The organism is Micromonospora sp. NPDC093243, assembly GCF_044753725.1.
Lineage (GTDB): Bacteria > Actinomycetota > Actinomycetes > Mycobacteriales > Micromonosporaceae > Micromonospora.
Map to the genome: position 1 here is coordinate 1022913 of NZ_JBIVNT010000001.1, position 18736 is coordinate 1041648.

Below are 18736 nucleotides of genomic sequence, written 5' to 3' on the forward strand. Positions count from 1 at the left end.
GGACCCGCGCGGCCCGCGCGGGGAGAGTCGGTGCGGCCGGCTACAGGCCGCGGGTGGGTGCGGCCGGGCGCGCGTCGCCGGACTCCGCCACCTCGAGGAGGTACGGGTTGGTCGCGCGCTCGCGGCCGATGGTGGTCGTGGGGCCGTGGCCGGGCAGTACGACGGTGTCGTCGGCCAGCGGGAGGATCTTGTCCCGCAGGCTGGTGAGCATCGCCGGCATGCTGCCGCCCGGCAGGTCGGTGCGGCCGATCGAGCCCGCGAAGAGCACGTCGCCGGAGAGGCAGACCTCGTCCGCCTCCCAGCGCGAGCCGGCGCCGGGCATCCGGAACAGCACCGACCCGCCGGTATGGCCCGGTGCGTGGTCGACGGTGATCTCCAACCCGGCCAGCGCGAGGGTGGCGGCGTCGGTCAACTCGGCGACGTCCTCCGGCTCGGAGTAGGGCAACCGCCCCCCGAAGAGCGACCTGAGCTCCGCCGACAGGCCCTTGGCCGGGTCGGCCAGCATCTCCCGGTCGCCGGGGTGGACGTACGCGGTGACGCCGCGCGCCCCGCAGACCGGCGCCACCGAGAAGGTGTGGTCGAGGTGGCCGTGGGTGAGCAGCACGGCGGCCGGGTGCAGGCGGTGCTCGGCGAGCAGGGCGTCGAGCCGGTCGAGTACGCCGATCCCGGGGTCGACCACCAGGCACTGCTCGCCGGGCGCCGTGGCGACCACGTAGCAGTTGGTGCCGAAGGCGTCGGCGGGAAAGCCGGCCACGAGCACGTCCGCTCCCCTTCCGTCGAGCTGCTGTCCGTCTGCCAGCAGCCTAACCGGCGGCACGAGCGCATTAGGCGGACCCATCCGTCCCGCCGTTCCCGTTCGGCACAGTGATCCGCTCCGATAAGCGCAGCCGGGACCTCGTACACCACATTCCCAGCCGGTGGCCGTACACTCTGGCGGGCGTGTGGCGTGGCGCACTGGCCCGCCCGGGCGGGGGACGCCCGCCGCCGGTGACGACCAGCGTAGAGGAAGGGGAGCACGGGTGGCTTCCAGCAGGGACCGGCAGCGCAAACTGGCGCGGGCCAAGCTCGACCGGCAGATGGCCCGTCGGGCCGGACGGGTCCGGCGCCGGCGGCAGATCCAGGCCGGCGTGGGCGCCGCTCTGGTGCTGGCGCTGATCGTGGCCGGCTCGGCCTGGGCGTTGGGCGCCTTCGACTCGGATCCTGCGAAGAACAGCGCCGCCGAGGAAGTCTGCCTCTGGACCCCGCAGGACGCCTCGGCGAACACCAACCTCAAGGACGTGGGCACTCCGGCCACCACCGGCCTGCCCACCGAGGGCACCCGGGCGATGACGGTGACCACCAACCAGGGTGCGCCGATCACCGCCGAGCTCGACCTGGTCTCGGCGCCGTGCGCGGCGGCGAGCATCGCCCACCTGGCGGGCCGGTCGTTCTACGACAACACCAAGTGCCACGAGATCACCGCCGAGGGCGCGCTGCGCTGCGGCGACCCCAGCGGCACCGGGCTGGGCGGCCCGACCTACTCGTTCTACGACGAGAACGTGCCGGACGGGGCCGAGCCGAGCCCGTCCGCCAGCCCCACCCCGGGGCAGCCGCCGGCCTACCCGAAGGGCACGGTGGCCATGATCGCCAACCCGCCGGGCGCCAACGGCAGCCAGTTCCTGCTGTTCTTCAAGGACTACAACCCGGAGAAGCCGGCCTACCCGGTCATCGGCAAGGTCACCGGCGGCCTGGACGTCCTGGAGAAGGTCGGCGCCCTGCCGACCGTGGACAATGGGACCGGGGCCACGGTCAAGCCCAAGACCGACGTGACGATCCAGAGCCTCACCGTCGGCGAGCCGGTCGCCGGGGGCGCACCGGCGCCCACCGGTTCCGGAGCCCCGGCGCCCAGCCCGAGCGCCGGCTGACCGGGCAGCCCCACCCCACCCGCAGCGGCACCCAGACAGACAGTCCAGGAGGATCCAGGCGTGACGTCCACCAGAGAGCGGCAGCGCGCGGCGGCACGCGCCCGGCTCGAGAAGGAGATGGCCGAGCGCGCGGCCCTGGCCCGCAAGCGCCGGCAGACCCAGGCGATCGTGGGGGCGAGCCTCGCCCTTCTGCTCGTGGTGGCCGGCACCGTCTGGCTGGCCACCAGCCTGGGTGGCGACGACGACAAGACCGGCACCGAGACGGCCGCGAGCGGCCTCGCCCAGTGCGCCTACACCGAGATCCCCGCCGATCAGCGGATCAAGGAGATCAAGGACGTCGGGCTGCCGGCCAACCAGCAGTCGAACACCGGTGTGCAGACCATGACGATCGACACCAACCTCGGGCCGATCACCGCCAAGGTCGACCGGTCCCTGGTGCCCTGCACCGCGGCGAGCTTCACCCACCTGGCCGAGAAGAACTTCTTCGACAACAGCAAGTGCCACCGGCTGGTGACCGAGGGCATCAAGGTGCTCCAGTGCGGTGACCCGAGCGCCACCGGCAAGGGCTGGCGGGACACCGACGGCACCGGCGGCCCGAGCTACCGGATGGCCGAGGAGAACCTGCCGACCGACAAGCGGCCCCCCTACCCGGAGGGCGTCATCGCGATGGCCAACTCCGGCCAGCCGGGCAGCACGGGCAGCCAGTTCTTCATCGTCTACGGCGACTCGCCGCTGGACCCGAACTACACCGTCCTCGGCACCGTCACCGGCGGTATGAACATCGTCCAGGACGTGGCGAAGGCCGGCGACGACAAGGCCTTCGCGCAGCAGGCCGGTGGCGGTCACCCGAAGAAGGAGATCGTCATCAAGAAGCTGACCATGAGCGCGCCGCAGTCCTGAGCGCGCCCCTCGTACGACGAAGCGCCCGCCGGTCACCGACCGGCGGGCGTTTTCGTTCGTGATCGACTCGGGTGCGCGGATGTCGGGGTGTCCGGTCGCCCGGATACCCCGACTTTCACGGAAGTCGAGTGGTCATGGCGCCGGTGTCGGGGCGGGTGATCTCGCGAACTGGCGGGCGCACCGACGAGCCCGCCACGGTGGACCCGGCAGGCCGCGCCCTCCGGGCCCGGTCAGCCGGGCGGCGTCAGGCGCCGGAGGTGACCCGGTAGGCGTCGAAGACGCCGTCCACCTTGCGGACCGTGGCCAGCAGGTGGCCGAGGTGCTTCGGGTCGGCCATCTCGAAGCTGAACCGGCTCACCGCCACCCGGTCCCGGGTGGTGGTGACCGTGGCGGAGAGGATGTTGACCCGCTCCTCGGAGAGCACCCGGGTGACGTCGGCGAGCAGCTTGTGCCGGTCGAGCGCCTCCACCTGGATGGCGACCAGGAACGTCGAGGCGGAGGTGAGCTTCCAGCTCACCTCGACCACCCGCTCGCTCTGTGCCCGCAGATCCTCGGCGTTGGCGCAGTCGTCGCGGTGCACGCTCACCCCGCCGGAGCGGGTGACGAAGCCGAACACCGCGTCCGGCGGCACCGGGGTGCAGCACCGGGCCAGCTTGATCCAGACGTCACTGACGCCACGGACCACCACACCCGGATCGGCGCTGCTCTGCCGACTGCGCGGCGGCCGGGTGGCGACGGCGGTCTCGGCGATGTCCTCCGCCGCGCCCTCCTCGCCGCCGTACGCGGCCATCAGCTTCTGCACCACCGACTGGGCGCTGACCTGGCTGTCGCCGACCGCCGCGTAGAGCGAGGCGACGTCGGCCAGGTGCAGGTCGCGGGCGATCGACATCAACGCGTCGGAGGTGAGCATCCGCTGCAGGGGCATGCCCTGCTTGCGCATCGCCTTGACGATCGCGTCCTTGCCGGCCTCGATCGCCTCCTCGCGCCGCTCCTTGTTGAAGTACTGGCGGATCTTCGTCCGGGCCCGGGGGCTCTTGACGAAGCCCAACCAGTCCTGCGTCGGGCCGGCCGTGTCGGACTTCGAGGTGAAGATCTCGATCACGTCGCCGTTGGAGAGCGTCGACTCCAGCGGCACCAGCTTGCCGTTGACCCGGGCGCCGATGCACTTGTGCCCGACCTCGGTGTGCACCGCGTACGCGAAGTCCACAGGCGTCGACCCGGTCGGCAGCGGGATGACGTCACCCTTGGGGGTGAAGACGTACACCTCCTGGCTGGACAGGTCGAAGCGCAGCGCGTCGAGGAACTCGCTCGGGTCGGCCGCCTCGCGCTGCCAGTCCAGCAGCTGACGCAGCCAGGTCATCTCGTCGATGTGCGCCGGCGGGCCGACGATCTGGGTGCCCTTGTGCTCCTTGTACTTCCAGTGCGCGGCGATGCCGAACTCGGCGGTGCGGTGCATCGCGTAGGTGCGGATCTGCATCTCCACCGGCTTACCGGTGGGCCCGATGACCGTCGTGTGCAACGACTGGTACATGTTGAACTTGGGCATCGCGATGTAGTCCTTGAACCGGCCCGGCACCGGCTGCCAGTTGGCGTGGATCACGCCCAGCGCCGCGTAGCAGTCGCGCACGGTGTCGACCAGGATCCGCACCCCGACCAGGTCGTAGATGTCGTTGAAGTCGCGCCCCCGCACGATCATCTTCTGGTAGATCGAGTAGAGGTGCTTCGGCCGGCCGGTGGTGTCCGCCTTGATCTTGGCGGCCTTCAGGTCGGTCGAGACCTTCTGGGTGACCTGGCGCAGCAGTGCCTCGCGCTGCGGCTGGTGCTCCCCGATCAGCCGGTTGATCTCCTCGAACCGCTTCGGGAAGAGGGTGCCGAAGGCGAGATCCTCCAGCTCCCACTTGATGGTGTTCATACCGAGCCGGTGGGCCAGCGGGGCCAGGATCTCCAGCGTCTCCTTCGCCTTCTGCTCCTGCTTGGGGCGGGGCAGGAAGGTCAGGGTACGCATGTTGTGCAGCCGGTCGGCGAGCTTGATCACCAGGACCCGCGGGTCCTTCGCCATCGCGACCACCATCTTGCGGATGGTCTCGGCCTTGGCCGCGTCACCCAGCTTGACCTTGTCGAGCTTGGTGACACCGTCGACCAGCAGCGCGACCTCGCCACCGAAGTCGGCGCGCATCTGGTCGAGGGTGTATTCGGTGTCCTCGATGGTGTCGTGCAGCAGCGCCGCGACCAGCGTGGTGGTGTCCATCCCGAGGTTGGCGAGGATGGTGGCCACCGCCAGCGGGTGGGTGATGTACGGGTCACCGGACTTGCGGTACTGCCCCGAGTGCCAGCGGGCCGCGGTGTCGAAGGCGCGCTGGAGCAGCCGGGCATCCGCCTTGGGGTGGTTCTCCCGGTGTGTCGAGATCAGCGGCTCGAGCACCTCGCTGACCTGCGAGGTCTGCCAGGGCGCGTTGAACCGGGCCAGCCGGGCCCGCACCCGTCGGCCGGTGGGCGCGTTGGAGAAGCCGAAACCGGTGCCGACCGCCGGCTCGACCGACCCGTCGGCCCGGAACGGGACCACCACGTTGTCGGCCGGCCGGGCGCCGTCGACCGGGTCGGTCAGGCCTGAGCCGTTGCCAGAGCCCGTCACCCGGGCTGTCGCGTCACCGTTCCGGTCGGTCACCGAGCCGTCCGCGTCGCCTGTCGGGTGCAACGTGCCCTCCACCGGAGGGACGACATCGTGGGACACCGGCCTCCTCACCGCTCGCCGGAAACACACCGACCGTACGCCGATCGGTCTGGTCTCGTGCCGCCGAACGGTGTACCGCCGGCGTCAGCAAAGGGCAATGCTACCCGCACAGACGGTGCCCTGCCGCTCCGCCGGACGGACCGCGCCGGGCCTACCAGCGGCCACCCGGATCAAACGGTCAGCAGGGCATGGACCGGACGGGGGGCGAGCCGGTCCCGGCCACCCAGGAAACCCAGCTCCAGCAGCACGGTGAACCCGGCCACGGTGCCGCCCGCCCGCTCGACCAGGTCGAGCGTCGCCGCCGCGGTCCCGCCGGTGGCGAGCACGTCGTCCACCACCAGCACCCGGTGCCCCGCGGTGAACGCGTCCTGGTGCACCTCCAGGGTCGCCTCGCCGTACTCCAGCTCGTACGAGGCCGAGTAGGCGGCCCGGGGCAGCTTGCCCGCCTTGCGCACCGGCACCACGCCGACCCCGGTCGCGTAGGCGATGGCCGCCGCGACCACGAAGCCGCGCGCCTCGATGCCCACCACGGCGTCGAACGCGTCCCGCCCGTGGTACGCGATGATCCGGTCGGTCACCTCGCGGAACGCGGCCCCGTCGGCGAAGAGCGGCATCAGGTCCTTGAACACGACACCCGGCTTGGGAAAGTCCGGCACGTCGAGCACCCGGCTCGCCACCAGCCGGGCGGTCTCGACACCGCTGTCCCCGCGTACCTCGGCGCTGTGGGTCTCCGTCACGGCAGTTCCCGTTTCCCTTCCGACGACGACGGCGTCCTGCATGCTGCTCGCACAGCATGAAGGACGCCGTCAGGTCGGTTCCTACCGGGTCGGCCCCCGGCGGTCGGTCAGCGCCGCTTGGCGCCGCCCGGCCGGTTTCCGCCGCCACCGGTCGGCCGCCCACCGCGGGCGCCGGTCTGCCGCTTGGCGGCCGGCCTGGCACCCACCTTGGGCGCCGCGCCGGCGAGCGCGGCGGCCTCCGGGTCGACGACGCTCTCGCCGCCGCCGGCGCTGGCGCGCGGTGCGCCCTTCGGGGTCACCTCGCCACGGGCGATCGCGCCCCGCCGGGCCAGCACCCGCTTCTTGTGCGCCTGGATTCGCGGCTCGAAGTCCTTCAGCGTCGCCAGCACCGGGGTGGCGAAGAAGATCGACGAGTAGACCGCGATGAACATACCGACGAAGAGCACCAGACCGAGGTCCTCCAGGGTGACCGCGCCGAGCGGGACACCGATGAAGAGCAGACCACCCACGGGCAGCAGCGCGACCAGACCGGTGTTGATCGACCGCATCAGGGTCTGGTTGATGGCGAGGTTGGCTGCCTCGCCGTAGGTCTGGTTGTTGTTCGCCGTGATGCCCCGGGTGTTCTCCTGGACCTTGTCGAACACCACGACGACGTCGTAAAGCGCGAAGCCCAGGATGGTGAGGAAGCCGATGATCGTCGACGGCGTGACCTCGAACCCGACCAGCGAGTAGACCCCGGCGGTGAGGACCAGGTTGAGCAGCAGCGACGAGACCGCGCCGACCGCCATCCGCCACTCGAAACGGATGATCAGGTAGAGCATCACCAGCGCGATGAAGATGACCAGACCGAGCAGCGCGCGCTCGGTGTACTGGCCACCCCAGGCCGCGCTGACCTGGTTGGAGCTGATCTGGTCGGCGTTGATGCCGAACTCCTGCGCCAGCCCGGACTTGACCGCGTTGGCCTGCTCGGAGTTCAGCACGGCGGTGCGGAACTCGTAGAACTCGCCGCCCGCGCCGCCGACCCGCTGGGCCGACTCCACCTCGGTGCTGCCGGCGTCGGCGAGGACCGTGTCGACGCGGTCCTCGGCCTGGTTGAGGGTGCCGACGCTGGCCGGCACCTGGAAGGAGTTGCCGCCCTCGAACTCGATGCCGAGGGTGAAGCCCCGGAACAGGAAGCTCAGCAGCGCGGCGAGCACCAGCGCGCCGGCGATGCCGAACCAGAGCTTGCGCTTGCCGATGATGTCGAGACCGGCCTCGCCCCGGTAGAGGCGAGTGGCCAAACCGCTACCGGCCATGTCAGGCCTCCTTCACGCGCGACGGGCGGGTGGTGGTCTCCCGCTCGGCTTCGGCCGTCCGCAGGACGCGGCCCAGGCCGCTGACCCGGGGCGAGAGGAACGCCTGGGTCCGGGCGAACATCGTCATGATCGGGTGCCGGAAGAGGAACACCACGACCAGGTCCAGCACCGTCGCCAGACCCAGGGCGAAGGCGAAGCCCTTCACCGTGCCGACCGAGACGATGTAGAGCACCACCGCCGCGAGGATCGAGATGGCGTTCGCCGAGATGATCGTCCGGCGGGCCCGGATCCACGCCCGCGGCACCGCGCTACGCGGGCTGCGGCCTTCGCGGATCTCGTCCTTCAATCGTTCGAAGTAGATGACGAACGAGTCCGCCGCCACACCGAGCGAGACGATGAAACCGGCGATGCCGGCGAGCGTCAGGGTGAACCCGATCTGCCGCCCGAGCACGATCAGCGCGCCGAAGACCAGCAGCGCGGAGAGGATCAGGCTCAGGAAGATCACCGAGCCGAGCAGGCGGTAGTAGAAGAACGCGTAGATGATGACCAGCAGCATGCCGATGCCGGCCGCGAGCAGGCCGGCCCGCAGGTGGCTGGCGCCCAGGGTGGCGGAGACGTTCTGCTGCTCCTGCGCCTCGAAGGTCGCCGGCAGCGCGCCGTAGCGCAGCTGGCTGGCCAGCGTGCTGGAGTCCTTCTGAGTGAAGTTGCCGGTGATCTGCGAGTCGCCGGTGAGCACGCCCTGGATCTCGGGCGAGGAGACGATCTCGTTGTCCAGCACCACGGCCACCCGGCACTTGCCGTCCTGGCCGAGGGCGGAGGCGTCACAGGCCTGGCCCTCGTTGTTGAACGCCTCGCGGGTCAGGTTGGTCCACTTCTCCTGGCCGTTGCCGGTGAAGTCGAGGCTCACCACCCAGGAGCTGGTCTGGTCCATCACCGCGCTGGCGTCGCTCACGTCGGTGCCGAGCACCTTCGCCACGTCGAGCAGGTACTTCGCAGCGCCGTCCTCACAGGCCACCACCTGCTGCTGCGGGTCCGAGACCGAGGCCGGCGGGCGACCGTCGAGCTGGGCGCAGCCGATGGTCGGCACGTTGAACTGCATCTGCGCCGGCAGGACGGCGACCTCCTGCGGGCTGAGCGTGCCGAACGGCTTGAGCTTGTCGGCGAGCGACGGGTCGGCGGTGAGGTCCGCCGGCGCCTGCAACCCGCTGGCGGCCGACCAGGCGGCCGCACCGACCTTCTGCTCGACGGCCTTGCGCTGCTGCTCGATGCTGGCCGGCACCGGTGCCTCGCTGGCGCTCGGCGCAGGCGCGGCGGCGCTCGGCGAGGCCGACGTCGAGGGGGTCGGGGTGGCGCTCGCGCTCGGCGCCGGCGCCATGCCGCCCTGGCCGCCCGACGGCGAGCTGGTCACCTTCGGCGCGGCGCTGCCCGACGGGGTCGGCGTCGCGCTGCCCGAGGGGGCCGGGCTCGCGCTGCCGGACGGGGCCGGCGTCGCGGCCGGCGGGGCGGCGATCGCACCGCTGCCGTCGGCCGCCTTGAGCACCTTGCGGAAGCGCAGCTCGGCCGGGGTGCCGACGTTGGTCAGGTCCCGGTTCTCGCCGGGCAGGGAGACCACGATGTTCCGGTTGCCCTCGGTGACCACCTCGGCCTCGGCCACGCCGAAGGCGTTGACCCGGTTCTCGATGATCTGGCGGGCCTCTTCGAGGTTCTCCGCCGTCGGGGGCCGACCGTCGACGGTGTTCTTCGCCTCCAGCGTCAGGCGGGTGCCGCCGACCAGGTCCAGGCCGAGCCGGGGCTCGAGCCGGTCGGTGAAGCTGCCCTTGGCGCCGCCCGAGAAGAACACCAAAAGATAGAGGACGACGAAGATGAGCCCGAGTACGGCGAGCTGCCGCCCGGGGCGCATCTGTCCCTGAGGTGGTGCCACGGCTGTCCTGTCTCCCTGTACGGTCGCGCCGCCCCCGCGGCGACGGGTGTCGGGCCGGGATCCCGGGCCGACGGATCCGACCGGGCCCGGCTGCGGTCGGCGGCACGGCGTCGCGGCGGAGAGCGCGGGGGCGCCGACCGGTCACGCAGGTGTGCCGACGCCCAGCGTCGACCCGATTATCCAGTTTTGATGTCGCCACCGCCGCCCCGTCGGGATTCGGCCGGTTGGGACCGGCCGGGCTGCCCCGACGGGGGGCGGGTCACTCCTTGACGGTGTCCGCGTCCTCGGTCGCCGGCTCCGCCGGAAGCTCGGCCCGGGTGACCACCCGGGCGATGGCCGGCCGGGCGTACCGGGTCTGGACTCCGGGGGAGACCTCGAGCAGGACGGTGTCGTCGTCCACGCCGGTGACCGTGCCGTAGAGGCCGCCGATGGTGACAACCTCGTCACCGGGGCCGAGCGCGGACTGCATCTCCGCGGCCTCGCGGCGGCGCTTCTGCTGAGGGCGGATCATCATGAAGTACATGACGCCGAAGAGCAGAACGATCATCAGGATCGGCGTCAGACCGCCGGCCCCGCCGCTGCCCGCTGCAAGGTATTGCACGGTTACAGACCTTCCCATTGGCCTCCCGCCGGCACCAGGTGTGCCGGAGCGGAGGCGGATTCTCACGTCCTGTACAGACCGCGGCGAGTCTAATCCCTGCACCTGGGAACGCCGAATGCGGCACAGATCACGTTCGGATCACGGCTGATCGGGCGCGGTCGAGAACAGATCGGCCACGGGAGGGGCATCGGCACCAAATGTACCATTCGGTGGTGTACGCCCCAGATGTCGCCAGGCCGCCTCGGTCGCCACCCGCCCCCGCGGCGTACGGGCCAGCAGACCGGCCCGGACCAGGAACGGCTCGCAGACCTCCTCGACCGTGTCCGGCTGCTCCCCCACCGCGACGGCGAGGGTGGAGAGCCCGACCGGGCCGCCCCGGAACGAGTCGACCAACGCGGTCAGCACCGCCCGGTCCAGCCGGTCCAGCCCGAGCGCGTCGACGTCGTAGACGGTCAGTGCCGCCCGCGCGGTCTCCAGGTTGACCACGCCGTCGGCCCGTACCTCGGCGAAGTCGCGCACCCGGCGCAGCAGCCGGTTGGCGATCCGGGGCGTCCCCCGCGAGCGACCGGAGATCTCGACGGCGCCGTCGGCGGTGATCGGCACGCCGAGGATCCGCGCCGAGCGGTGCAGCAGCGCCTCCAGATCGGCCGGGGCGTAGAAGTCGAGGTGGGCGACGAAACCGAACCGGTCGCGCATCGGCCCGGTCAGCAGGCCGGAGCGGGTGGTCGCGCCGACCAGGGTGAACGGCTCCACGTCCAGCGGGATCGCGGTGGCGCCCGGCCCCTTGCCGACCACCACGTCGACCCGGAAGTCCTCCATCGCGCTGTAGAGCAGCTCCTCGGCCGGCTTGGCGATCCGGTGGATCTCGTCGATGAAGAGCACGTCGCCCTCGGCGAGGCTGGTCAGGATGGCCGCCAGGTCGCCGGAGCGCTCGATGGCCGGCCCGCTGGTCACCCGGATGCCCGCACCCAACTCGGCCGCCACGATGTTGGCCAACGTCGTCTTACCGAGGCCGGGCGGCCCGGACAGGAGAATGTGGTCGGGCGGGCTGCCCCGGCGCATCGCCCCCTGCAGCAGCAGGTCGAGCTGGTCGCGCACCCGGTGCTGGGCGATGAACTCGGCCAGCCGCTTCGGCCGGACACTGGCCTCCGCGTCCCGCTCCGCGTCCGCGACGTACGCCGAGACCACGCCGTGGTCGGGACCGGTCATCGCGTCCGGCCCAGCAGCCGGATGGCCTGCTTGAGCAGGACCGGCACCGGCGGCGTCGGGCCGTCCACAGTCTCCGCCACCGCGGCGACCGCCTGGTCGGCCTGCGCGGCCGTCCAGCCCAGCCCGACCAGCGCCTGACGCACCTGGTCCGGCCAGGCGCCGCCGACCACCCCGGCCGCGCCGTCGGCGCCCACCGGCACCGGACCGATCCGGTCGCGCAGCTCCAGCACCAACCGCTCGGCGCCCTTCTTGCCGATCCCGGGCACCCGGGTCAACGCGGCGGTGTCGGCGTTGGCGATCGCCTTGCGGACCGCGTCGGGGGTGTGCACGGCGAGCACCGCCTGGGCCAGCCGGGGGCCGACCCCGCTGGCGGTCTGCAACAGCTCGAAGAGCTGCTTGGCGTCATCGTCGGCGAAGCCGTAGAGGGTGAGCGAGTCCTCCCGGACGACCAGGCTGGTGGCGAGTCGGGCCGGCTGGCCGACCCGCAGCTCGGCGAGGGTGCCCGGCGCACAGTGCACCGCGAGGCCCACCCCGCCGACCTCGATCACGGCCTGGTCGGGGCCGGTCGCGGTCACCACGCCGCGCACGCTCGCGATCATCTAGCTCCTCCTCGTCGTACCCGGTCCGCCGCGGCGGCCAGTTTGGAGCGGGTTCCGCCGCGCCAGATGTGGCAGATCGCCAACGCCAGCGCGTCCGCGGCGTCGGCCGGGCGGGGCGGCTCGGGCAGCCGCAGCAGGCGGGTGACCATCGCCGTCATCTGCGCCTTGTCCGCCTGCCCGGAGCCGGTCACCGCCGCCTTCACCTCACTCGGGGTGTACGTCTGCACGGGCAGCCCGGCGCGCGCACCGGCGAGCACGGCGATGCCGCTGGCCTGCGCGGTGCCCATCACGGTGCGCACGTTGTGCTGGCTGAACACCCGCTCGACCGCCACGCTCTCCGGCCGGTGCTCCGCCACCAGCTCGGTGAGTTTGCGATCCAGGTGCAGCAGGCGCAGCGGCAGCTCGTCGGCCGGGTCGGTGTAGACCACGTAGTAGGCGACCAGGGTGCAGGGCCGGCCGGGCACGCCCTCGACCACGCCCACCCCGCACCGGGTCAGCCCCGGGTCGACGCCGAGCACCCGCACGCCGCCTCCTCCCCCAGCTGCCAGCAGTACGTGTGTTCGACACCCTACTGGTGGCCCCGAACGCCGGCCCGCCGGGACACGCCGACGCCGGACCGCACCCTCACATCCCACCGCCCCCGCCGGCCCGGGCAGACGACGGCGAGCCGGCGATCGACCGCGACCGGCCGCGCTCCCACACACCTTGGCGGTGGAGTATGTGTCGCCACCCCATGTGCGCCCGGCCACACAGCTCGTAACTTCTTGCGCCATGACGGCAGAACCCGTGGCGGTCCCCCACGTCGTGAACGTCGACCTGACCGGTCGGACCGCCCTGGTGACCGGGGGTGGCAGCGGCATCGGCCGGGCCTGTGCCCTGCGGTTGGCGGCGGCCGGCGCGGCCGTCCTGGTGGTGGACCGCAACGTCGAGGCGGCGAAGGCGGTGGCCGCCGAGGCCGGTGGCCGGGCCGAGGGGGTCGACCTGGCCGACGGCGCGGCGGTGGACCGGCTCGACACGGACGTGGACATCGTGGTGAACAACGCCGGGTTGCAGCACGTCGCCCCGCTGCCGGACTTCCCGGCGGAGCGCTTCGCGTACCTGCACCGGGTCATGGTGGAGGCGCCGTTTCTGATCATCCGCCGCGCGCTGCCGCACATGTACGCCCGGGGCTGGGGCCGGATCATCAACATCTCCTCGGTGCACGGGCTGCGCGCCTCGCCGTACAAGGCGGCCTACGTCTCGGCGAAGCACGCGCTGGAGGGCCTGTCGAAGGTGGTCGCGCTGGAGGGCGCGCAGCACGGCGTCACCGCCAACTGCATCAACCCGGCGTACGTGCGCACCCCGCTGGTGGAGAGCCAGATCGCCGACCAGGCGGCCAGCCACGGCATCCCGGAGTCCGAGGTGGTCGAGAAGATCATGCTGGCCCGGGCGGCGATCAAGCGGCTGATCGAGCCGGAGGAGGTCGCCGAGCTGATGGCGTACCTCTGTGCGCCACCGGCGGCCTTCATCACCGGCGCGTCCATCGCGCTCGACGGGGGCTGGACGGCGAACTAGTGGCCCCGCGCACAATGGGCGTCATGTCTTCGCCCGTGGAGTTCCTCGAACTGCTCGCCCGGGAGGCCGCCGCGGTCGAGTTCGAGGGGCCGCTGGTCGCGGCCCGCGCCGCCGGGCTGCCCCCGGACCGGCTCGCCGAGCTGGAGCAGGCGAAGACCGTGGCGCTGCGGGTCCGCGCGCTGCTCGAGCGGCGCCGCCGCCGGGAGACCGAGCTCTCCGGGCTGTACGACACCGTCAGCGACCTGGCCGGCCTACGCGACCTGGACGACGTGCTGCGGGCGATCGTGCACCGGGCACGCAACCTGCTCGGCGCCGACGTGGCGTACATGACCCTCAACGACGACGAGCGCGGCGACACCTACATGCGGGTCACCGACGGCTCGGTCTCCGCCCGCTTCCAGCGGCTGCGGCTGCCGATGGGCGCGGGACTGGGCGGCCTGGTGGCCCAGTCCGGCGCCCCGTACGTCACCGCGAACTATCCGGAGGACGACCGCTTCCACCACACCGGGGAGATCGACGCCGGGGTGGGCGAGGAGGGCCTGGTGGCCATCCTCGGCGTGCCGCTGCGGCTCGGCTCGACCTCCATCGGGGTGCTCTACGCGGCGAACCGCTCGGCCCGCCCCTTCGTCCGCGAGGAGGTCGCCCTCCTGGTCTCGCTCGCCGCGCACGCGGCGGTCGCGATCGACACCGCCCGGCTGCTCACCGAGACCCGCTCGGCGCTGGCCGAGCTGTCGGCGGCGAACACCACCATCCGGGCGCACAGCAGCTCGGTGGAGCGCGCGGCGGCCGCCCACGACCGGATGACCGCGCTGGTGCTGCGCGGCGGCGGCGTGGAGGACGTGGCGGCGGCGGTGACCGAGGTGCTCGGCGGGGCGCTGCTGGCGCTGGACGCGGAGGGCCGGCTTCTGGCCCGGGTCGGGGAGATCACCGAGCCGGACCGGTCGGACATCGTCGAGGCGGTGGCCGCCTCCCGGACCGAGGGACGCAGCGTCCGGCGGGGCTCGCTCTGGTACGCGGCCGTGGTGGCCGGCGCGGAGAACCTGGGCGCGTTGGTGCTGCGCCCGGACGAGGAGCTGGTCGACGCCGACCAGCGGATCCTGGAGCGGGCCGCGCTGGTGACGGCGCTGCTGCTGCTGTTCCGCCGGACGGTCGCCGAGGCGGAGGGACGGGTCCGTGGCGAGCTGCTCGACGACCTGATCGCCCGGCCGCTGCGCGACACCGACGCGCTGCGCAGCCGGGCCCGGCGGCTCGGGGTGGACCTGGACGCGCCGCACGTGCTGGTGGCGGTGGGCGAGGACGCGATCGCGGCCACCGGCTCGGCTCGGCAGCGGGTGCTCTCCTGGGCCACCACGTACGCCTCGACCCGCGGCGGGCTGGCCGCGGCGCGCGACGGCCGGGTGGTGCTGATGCTCCCCGGTCGGGATGCCGGCGCGAGCGCCCGGGCGGTCTCCCGGGACCTGTCCCGGATCACCGGGCGGCCGGTCACCGCGGGGGCGAGCGGCCCGTCGGCCACGCCGGCGTCGCTGGCCGCGACGTTCCGCGAGGCGGACCGCTGCCTCACCGCCCTCGGCGCGCTGGGCCGGGCCGGGCAGGGCGCGAGCACCGCCGAGCTGGGCTTCGTCGGGTTGCTGCTCGGCGCGGTCGGCGACGGCGGCGACCGGGACGTGGAGCAGTTCCTCACGGCGACCGTGGGGCCGGTGGTCGACTACGACGCCCGGCGGGGCACCGCCCTGGTGAAGACGCTGGAGGCGTACTTCGGGGTGGGTGGCAGTCTGGCCCGCGCCGCCGAGCAGCTGCACGTGCACGTGAACACGGTGACCCAGCGGTTGGAGCGGGTCGGGCAGCTGCTCGGCGCGGACTGGCAGCGGCCGGAGCGGGCCCTGGAGGTGCAGCTGGCCCTGCGCCTGCACCGCCTACGCACCCCCACCGGCTGACCGCCACCCTCGGGGTCGATCATGCAGTCGTGGTGCCCGACAAGTGGTGACAGGCGCCTTTCGCGCACCACCACAACTGCATGATCGACGGAAGGGCAGCGCGGTCAGCGGGCCTGGATGCCCGCCAGCACGGTGTCGACGACCTGCCCGGGCAGGGTCTGCTCGTCCAGGTCCGGGTTCCACTGCAGCACGCGCTGGATCAGCATCGGCCCGGTGAGCAGGGCCATGGTCACCTCGAGGTCGAGGTCGGGCCGGAGCACGCCCTCGGCGATCCCCCGTCGCAGCACCTCGCGCATCAACTGCCGGCGCGGGGCGATGATGTTCTGGTAGAGCCGGAAGTGGTCCGGGCTGCGGTTCACCTCGGGCACCAGGCAGGGCATGATCTTCGAGGCACGCGGGTCGACGTTCTTTCCGATCGCGCCGACCAGCAGCACCAGATCGTCCCGGACGGAGTGCCCGGCCGGCTGCGGCAGGATGCCCTTGAGCCGGCGCAGCGCGTCCAGCAGCAGCGCGTCCTTGCCGGCCCAACGGCGATAGATGGTGGCCTTGCCCACCCCGGCGCGGGCCGCGATCGCCTCGATCGACAGCGCCTCGATGGTGCTGCCCTCGGCGAGCAGATCGAGGGTGGCCTCGATGATCGCCTCATCGGCGCGGACGCTCCGCGGTCGCCCGGGCGACCGCGGAGCATCAGCAGTGGACGTCATGTCGGACATTGTCCCCGAACCTATGCGGTCTCGGCCAACTCCGGTGCCGCGGCCCGTGCCGCCGGCGCCGGCTCGCTGGCTGCCCGGCCGGGCAGCCAGCGCAGCGCCACCAGGATGCCGAGCGCGGCCACCAGCGCGGAGAGCGCGGCCGCCCAGTGCATGGCGGTGACGAAGGAGTCGTTCGCCGCCGCGAGCAGCTTCGGCGCCGCCGGCCCGAGCTGCCCGGCCGCCGCGTAGGCGCCGGAGATGGACTCGTTCGCCGCGTCCCGGGCCTGGGCCGGCAGGCCCGCCAGCGCAGGGTCGACGTCGGCCCGGTAGACCGCGGAGAGCACCGAGCCGAGCACCGCCACGCCGAGCGCGCCACCGACCTGGCGGACCGTGTTGCTGACCGCCGAACCCACACCGGCCTTCTCCCGGGGCAACGACGACATGATCGACTCCGTGGCCGGCGGCATGATGTTGGCCATCCCGACGCCCTGGATGAAGAAGAAGATCAGCACGACCCAGATCGGGGTCTGCGCGTCGATGAAGGTGAAGGCGCCGAGCGAGATCGCCGTCAGCACCAACCCGACCACCGCGACCGCCTTGCCGCCGTACTTGCGGACCATCGCCGCGCTGCGCGGGGCGAAGATCAGCTGGGCGCCGGCGAACGGCAGGAAGAGCAGACCGGTCTGCAGCGGGCTGTAGTCGCGCACCAGCTGCAGGTAGAACGAGCTGAAGAACATCACGCCCATCGCGGCGAAGAAGATCAGGCCGACGATCGCGACCGGCGCGGCGAACTGCGGCACCTTGAACAGCCGGACGTCCAGCGACGGGTGGGTGCTGCGCCGCTCGATGTTGACGAACCAGGCGAGCACCGCCAGGCCACCGACGATCGAGACCCACACCACCGGCCGGCCGAAACCGTGCTCGCCGCCGTCGATGATGCCGTAGGTCAGCGCGACGAGACCCACCACCGAGAGGACCACACCGAACACGTCGATCCGGCCCGGCTTCGGGTCCCGCGACTCGGGCACCAGGAGCGCGACCAGGACCACGCCGAGCACGACCACCGGCACGTTGATCAGGAAGACCGAACCCCACCAGAAGTGCTCGAGCAGCGCGCCGCCCAGGACCGGGCCGATCGCGACGGCGAGCCCGACCGCGCCGGCCCAGACGCCGATCGCCCGGCCCCGCTCCCGCGGGTCGAAGACGTTCGAAATGATCGAGAGCGTCACCGGCATGATGGCCGCGCCGCCGACCCCCATCAGCGCGCGGGCCGCGATCAACTGCCCGGGGCTCTGCGCGTACGCCGACAGCAGCGACGACAGGCCGAAGAGCACCAGACCGATCAGCAGGAACCGCTTACGACCGGCGCGGTCGCCAAGCACCCCGAAGGTGAAGAGCAGACCGGCGAAGACGAGCGTGTACGAGTTGATCGCCCACTCCAGCTCGCCCTGACTGGCACCCAACCCGTGCGTCGGGTCGGCGAGCGTACGTAGTGCGACGTTCAGGATGGTGTTGTCGAGGACGACCACGAGGAGGCTGATCACCAGCACCCCCAGGATCGCCCACCTCCTCGGGTGGCCCGTGTTGTCGCGGATCTCCATTGCCGGTTCTCCCCCCCGGTGGCCCCGCCCGAAGATACGATACGGAGCAGACTCGTAATCACGGTCAGCCTAAGCCCACCCATTAACGATACGGAACCGATCCGTATCGTATGTGTCCGGCGTCACCTCTCCCCTGACGGCCGGGAGCCCAGGGACCAGGCGACCGGCGGCCCGCCAGCCCGGCAACCGGCGACCGGTGCTGTGCCCGGCGCCTGGGGGGCCCGTCAGCCCGGCTGCTGGCGGCCCGGCGGCTCAGCGACCCCCGCGTCCTGGCCGGGCGGCTCGGCGGCCCCGCAGCCGGTGGCCCGGCGCCCGGTGGCCCGGCGCCCGGTGGCCCGCAATGTCGCCGACATGGTGGTGACCAGGTGGGCGGATAACCGCCACGTCGGCGAACTGGAGTTGATCAGAAGCCATGTCCGGTTTGATCGACTCCGGTTCGCTGATGTCGGGGTGTCCCGATCGCCTCTTCACCCCGACCTCAAGGATGGTGAGTCGATCAAGGCGCTAGTGCCGATGCAGGATCGCCCACGCGCCCCGGACTGCCGGACCCGATCGCCGGGGTTAGGGGGCGGCGGCCGATCCGACCCTGGAAACGGACAACCACCTCACCTGGACCCGGCCGCACTGCACCGCGCATGCACGCCGGCGGGAACGCGCTGGCCGAGGTGTCCTGCCCGAGCGTCGCGATGTACGAAGCGTCCTGCGCGGTGGTGGGCGTATTGGCGTGTGACCGGTGGCATCCCGGGGCCGGAATGGTGGGCGCCCGGGCGTCGTTGAATACCCCCGACGGCCGAGGTAGCAGCCCGTTCGGTCGGCCGGTTCATCCGGTCGCCGACGGTGGCCCGGCGCCCCGGAATTATGGTGGGCCGGCGGTCGTTACACCTGGACCGGCCGACGAGCCGCCCCCGGAATGATGGTGGGCCGCCGGTCGTTACACCTGGACCCGACGCCGTAAGCCCCCCCCCCCGTTACCTTTTTGATCGTCCCCAGCCGGGGACCCTCGGTCGCTCGGCCCGGTATGACTTCCTGCCCCTGTCTTTCGGATGATCCGGGGGGTG

At 72.2% G+C, this 18736-nt stretch carries 15 protein-coding genes; 4 read left to right on the forward strand and 11 right to left on the reverse strand.

Annotation, left to right across the window (positions count from 1 at the left end; all coding sequences use genetic code 11):
* Window positions 1-40: 40 nt before the first annotated feature.
* Window positions 41-760: an MBL fold metallo-hydrolase gene (locus ACIP9D_RS04650; RefSeq protein WP_350871074.1), complete on the reverse strand. Its 720-nt coding sequence runs from the start codon at window positions 758-760 to the stop codon at window positions 41-43.
* A 259-nt stretch (window positions 761-1019) separates the two neighbouring features.
* Here ACIP9D_RS04650 and ACIP9D_RS04655 point away from each other — a divergent pair, with 259 nt between their 5' ends.
* Entirely contained in the window at window positions 1020-1904 is an 885-nt protein-coding gene (locus tag ACIP9D_RS04655) for a peptidylprolyl isomerase (RefSeq protein ID WP_350871076.1), read from the forward strand.
* 60 nt (window positions 1905-1964) lie between these two features.
* A complete protein-coding gene (locus ACIP9D_RS04660) occupies window positions 1965-2804 on the forward strand; it encodes a peptidylprolyl isomerase (RefSeq protein WP_350871078.1) in 840 nt (279 codons plus the stop codon).
* Window positions 2805-3048: 244 nt separating this feature from the next.
* Here ACIP9D_RS04660 and ACIP9D_RS04665 read toward each other — a convergent pair whose 3' ends face one another.
* The 8 genes from ACIP9D_RS04665 to ruvC form a co-directional block, all read right to left on the reverse strand.
* Window positions 3049-5535 (reverse strand): RelA/SpoT family protein, encoded by a 2487-nt coding sequence (locus ACIP9D_RS04665; RefSeq protein WP_396700276.1) that lies wholly within the window; start codon window positions 5533-5535, stop codon window positions 3049-3051.
* A 170-nt stretch (window positions 5536-5705) separates the two neighbouring features.
* On the reverse strand, window positions 5706-6272 hold the full coding sequence (locus ACIP9D_RS04670) for an adenine phosphoribosyltransferase (protein WP_350871079.1): 567 nt from the start codon (window positions 6270-6272) through the stop codon (window positions 5706-5708).
* A 107-nt stretch (window positions 6273-6379) separates the two neighbouring features.
* Window positions 6380-7567, reverse strand: coding sequence for a protein translocase subunit SecF (secF, locus tag ACIP9D_RS04675; protein ID WP_350871081.1), 1188 nt, complete (start codon window positions 7565-7567; stop codon window positions 6380-6382).
* Between the two features lies 1 nt (window position 7568).
* Entirely contained in the window at window positions 7569-9488 is a 1920-nt protein-coding gene (gene secD, locus ACIP9D_RS04680; RefSeq protein WP_350871083.1) for a protein translocase subunit SecD, read from the reverse strand.
* 259 nt (window positions 9489-9747) lie between these two features.
* Complete coding sequence (yajC, locus tag ACIP9D_RS04685; protein ID WP_400449336.1) at window positions 9748-10035, reverse strand: preprotein translocase subunit YajC; 288 nt, start codon at window positions 10033-10035, stop codon at window positions 9748-9750.
* Between the two features lie 192 nt (window positions 10036-10227).
* The gene (ruvB, locus tag ACIP9D_RS04690) at window positions 10228-11298 is read right to left on the reverse strand and encodes a Holliday junction branch migration DNA helicase RuvB (RefSeq protein WP_350871087.1); all 1071 of its coding nucleotides are present in this window, start codon (window positions 11296-11298) and stop codon (window positions 10228-10230) included.
* Complete coding sequence (gene ruvA, locus ACIP9D_RS04695; RefSeq protein ID WP_350871089.1) at window positions 11295-11897, reverse strand: Holliday junction branch migration protein RuvA; 603 nt, start codon at window positions 11895-11897, stop codon at window positions 11295-11297. The genes ruvB and ruvA overlap by 4 nt, the downstream gene beginning before the upstream one ends.
* Complete coding sequence (gene ruvC, locus ACIP9D_RS04700) at window positions 11894-12421, reverse strand: crossover junction endodeoxyribonuclease RuvC (RefSeq protein ID WP_350871091.1); 528 nt, start codon at window positions 12419-12421, stop codon at window positions 11894-11896. Before ruvC ends, ruvA begins: the two co-directional genes overlap by 4 nt.
* A 247-nt stretch (window positions 12422-12668) precedes the next feature.
* On the opposite strand from ruvC, the gene ACIP9D_RS04705 reads away from it, so the two are divergent.
* Together ACIP9D_RS04705 and ACIP9D_RS04710 are read left to right on the forward strand one after the other, a co-directional pair.
* Complete coding sequence (locus ACIP9D_RS04705) at window positions 12669-13451, forward strand: 3-hydroxybutyrate dehydrogenase (RefSeq protein ID WP_350871093.1); 783 nt, start codon at window positions 12669-12671, stop codon at window positions 13449-13451.
* A gap of 14 nt (window positions 13452-13465) precedes the next feature.
* A complete protein-coding gene (locus ACIP9D_RS04710) occupies window positions 13466-15385 on the forward strand; it encodes a helix-turn-helix domain-containing protein (protein ID WP_350871095.1) in 1920 nt (639 codons plus the stop codon).
* Between the two features lie 104 nt (window positions 15386-15489).
* Here the strand turns inward: ACIP9D_RS04710 and ACIP9D_RS04715 are convergent, their stop codons facing one another.
* Both ACIP9D_RS04715 and ACIP9D_RS04720 read right to left on the reverse strand, forming a co-directional pair.
* Window positions 15490-16098: a TetR/AcrR family transcriptional regulator gene (locus ACIP9D_RS04715; RefSeq protein WP_350871098.1), complete on the reverse strand. Its 609-nt coding sequence runs from the start codon at window positions 16096-16098 to the stop codon at window positions 15490-15492.
* Between the two features lie 11 nt (window positions 16099-16109).
* Window positions 16110-17678: an MFS transporter gene (locus ACIP9D_RS04720; protein ID WP_350871100.1), complete on the reverse strand. Its 1569-nt coding sequence runs from the start codon at window positions 17676-17678 to the stop codon at window positions 16110-16112.
* Window positions 17679-18736: the final 1058 nt, after the last annotated feature.

Bases quoted from the DNA above. Each gene is read 5' to 3' on its own strand.
- ACIP9D_RS04720 (WP_350871100.1), bottom strand. From the start codon at position 17,678: ATGGAGATCCGCGACAACACGGGCCACCCGAGGAGGTGGGCGATCCTG.
- yajC (WP_400449336.1), bottom strand. From the start codon at position 10,035: ATGATCGTTCTGCTCTTCGGCGTCATGTACTTCATGATGATCCGCCCT.
- ruvB (WP_350871087.1), bottom strand. From the start codon at position 11,298: ATGACCGGTCCCGACCACGGCGTGGTCTCGGCGTACGTCGCGGACGCG.
- ACIP9D_RS04715 (WP_350871098.1), bottom strand. From the start codon at position 16,098: ATGTCCGACATGACGTCCACTGCTGATGCTCCGCGGTCGCCCGGGCGA.
- secF (WP_350871081.1), bottom strand. From the start codon at position 7,567: ATGGCCGGTAGCGGTTTGGCCACTCGCCTCTACCGGGGCGAGGCCGGT.
- ACIP9D_RS04705 (WP_350871093.1), top strand. From the start codon at position 12,669: ATGACGGCAGAACCCGTGGCGGTCCCCCACGTCGTGAACGTCGACCTG.
- ACIP9D_RS04710 (WP_350871095.1), top strand. From the start codon at position 13,466: ATGGGCGTCATGTCTTCGCCCGTGGAGTTCCTCGAACTGCTCGCCCGG.
- ruvA (WP_350871089.1), bottom strand. From the start codon at position 11,897: ATGATCGCGAGCGTGCGCGGCGTGGTGACCGCGACCGGCCCCGACCAG.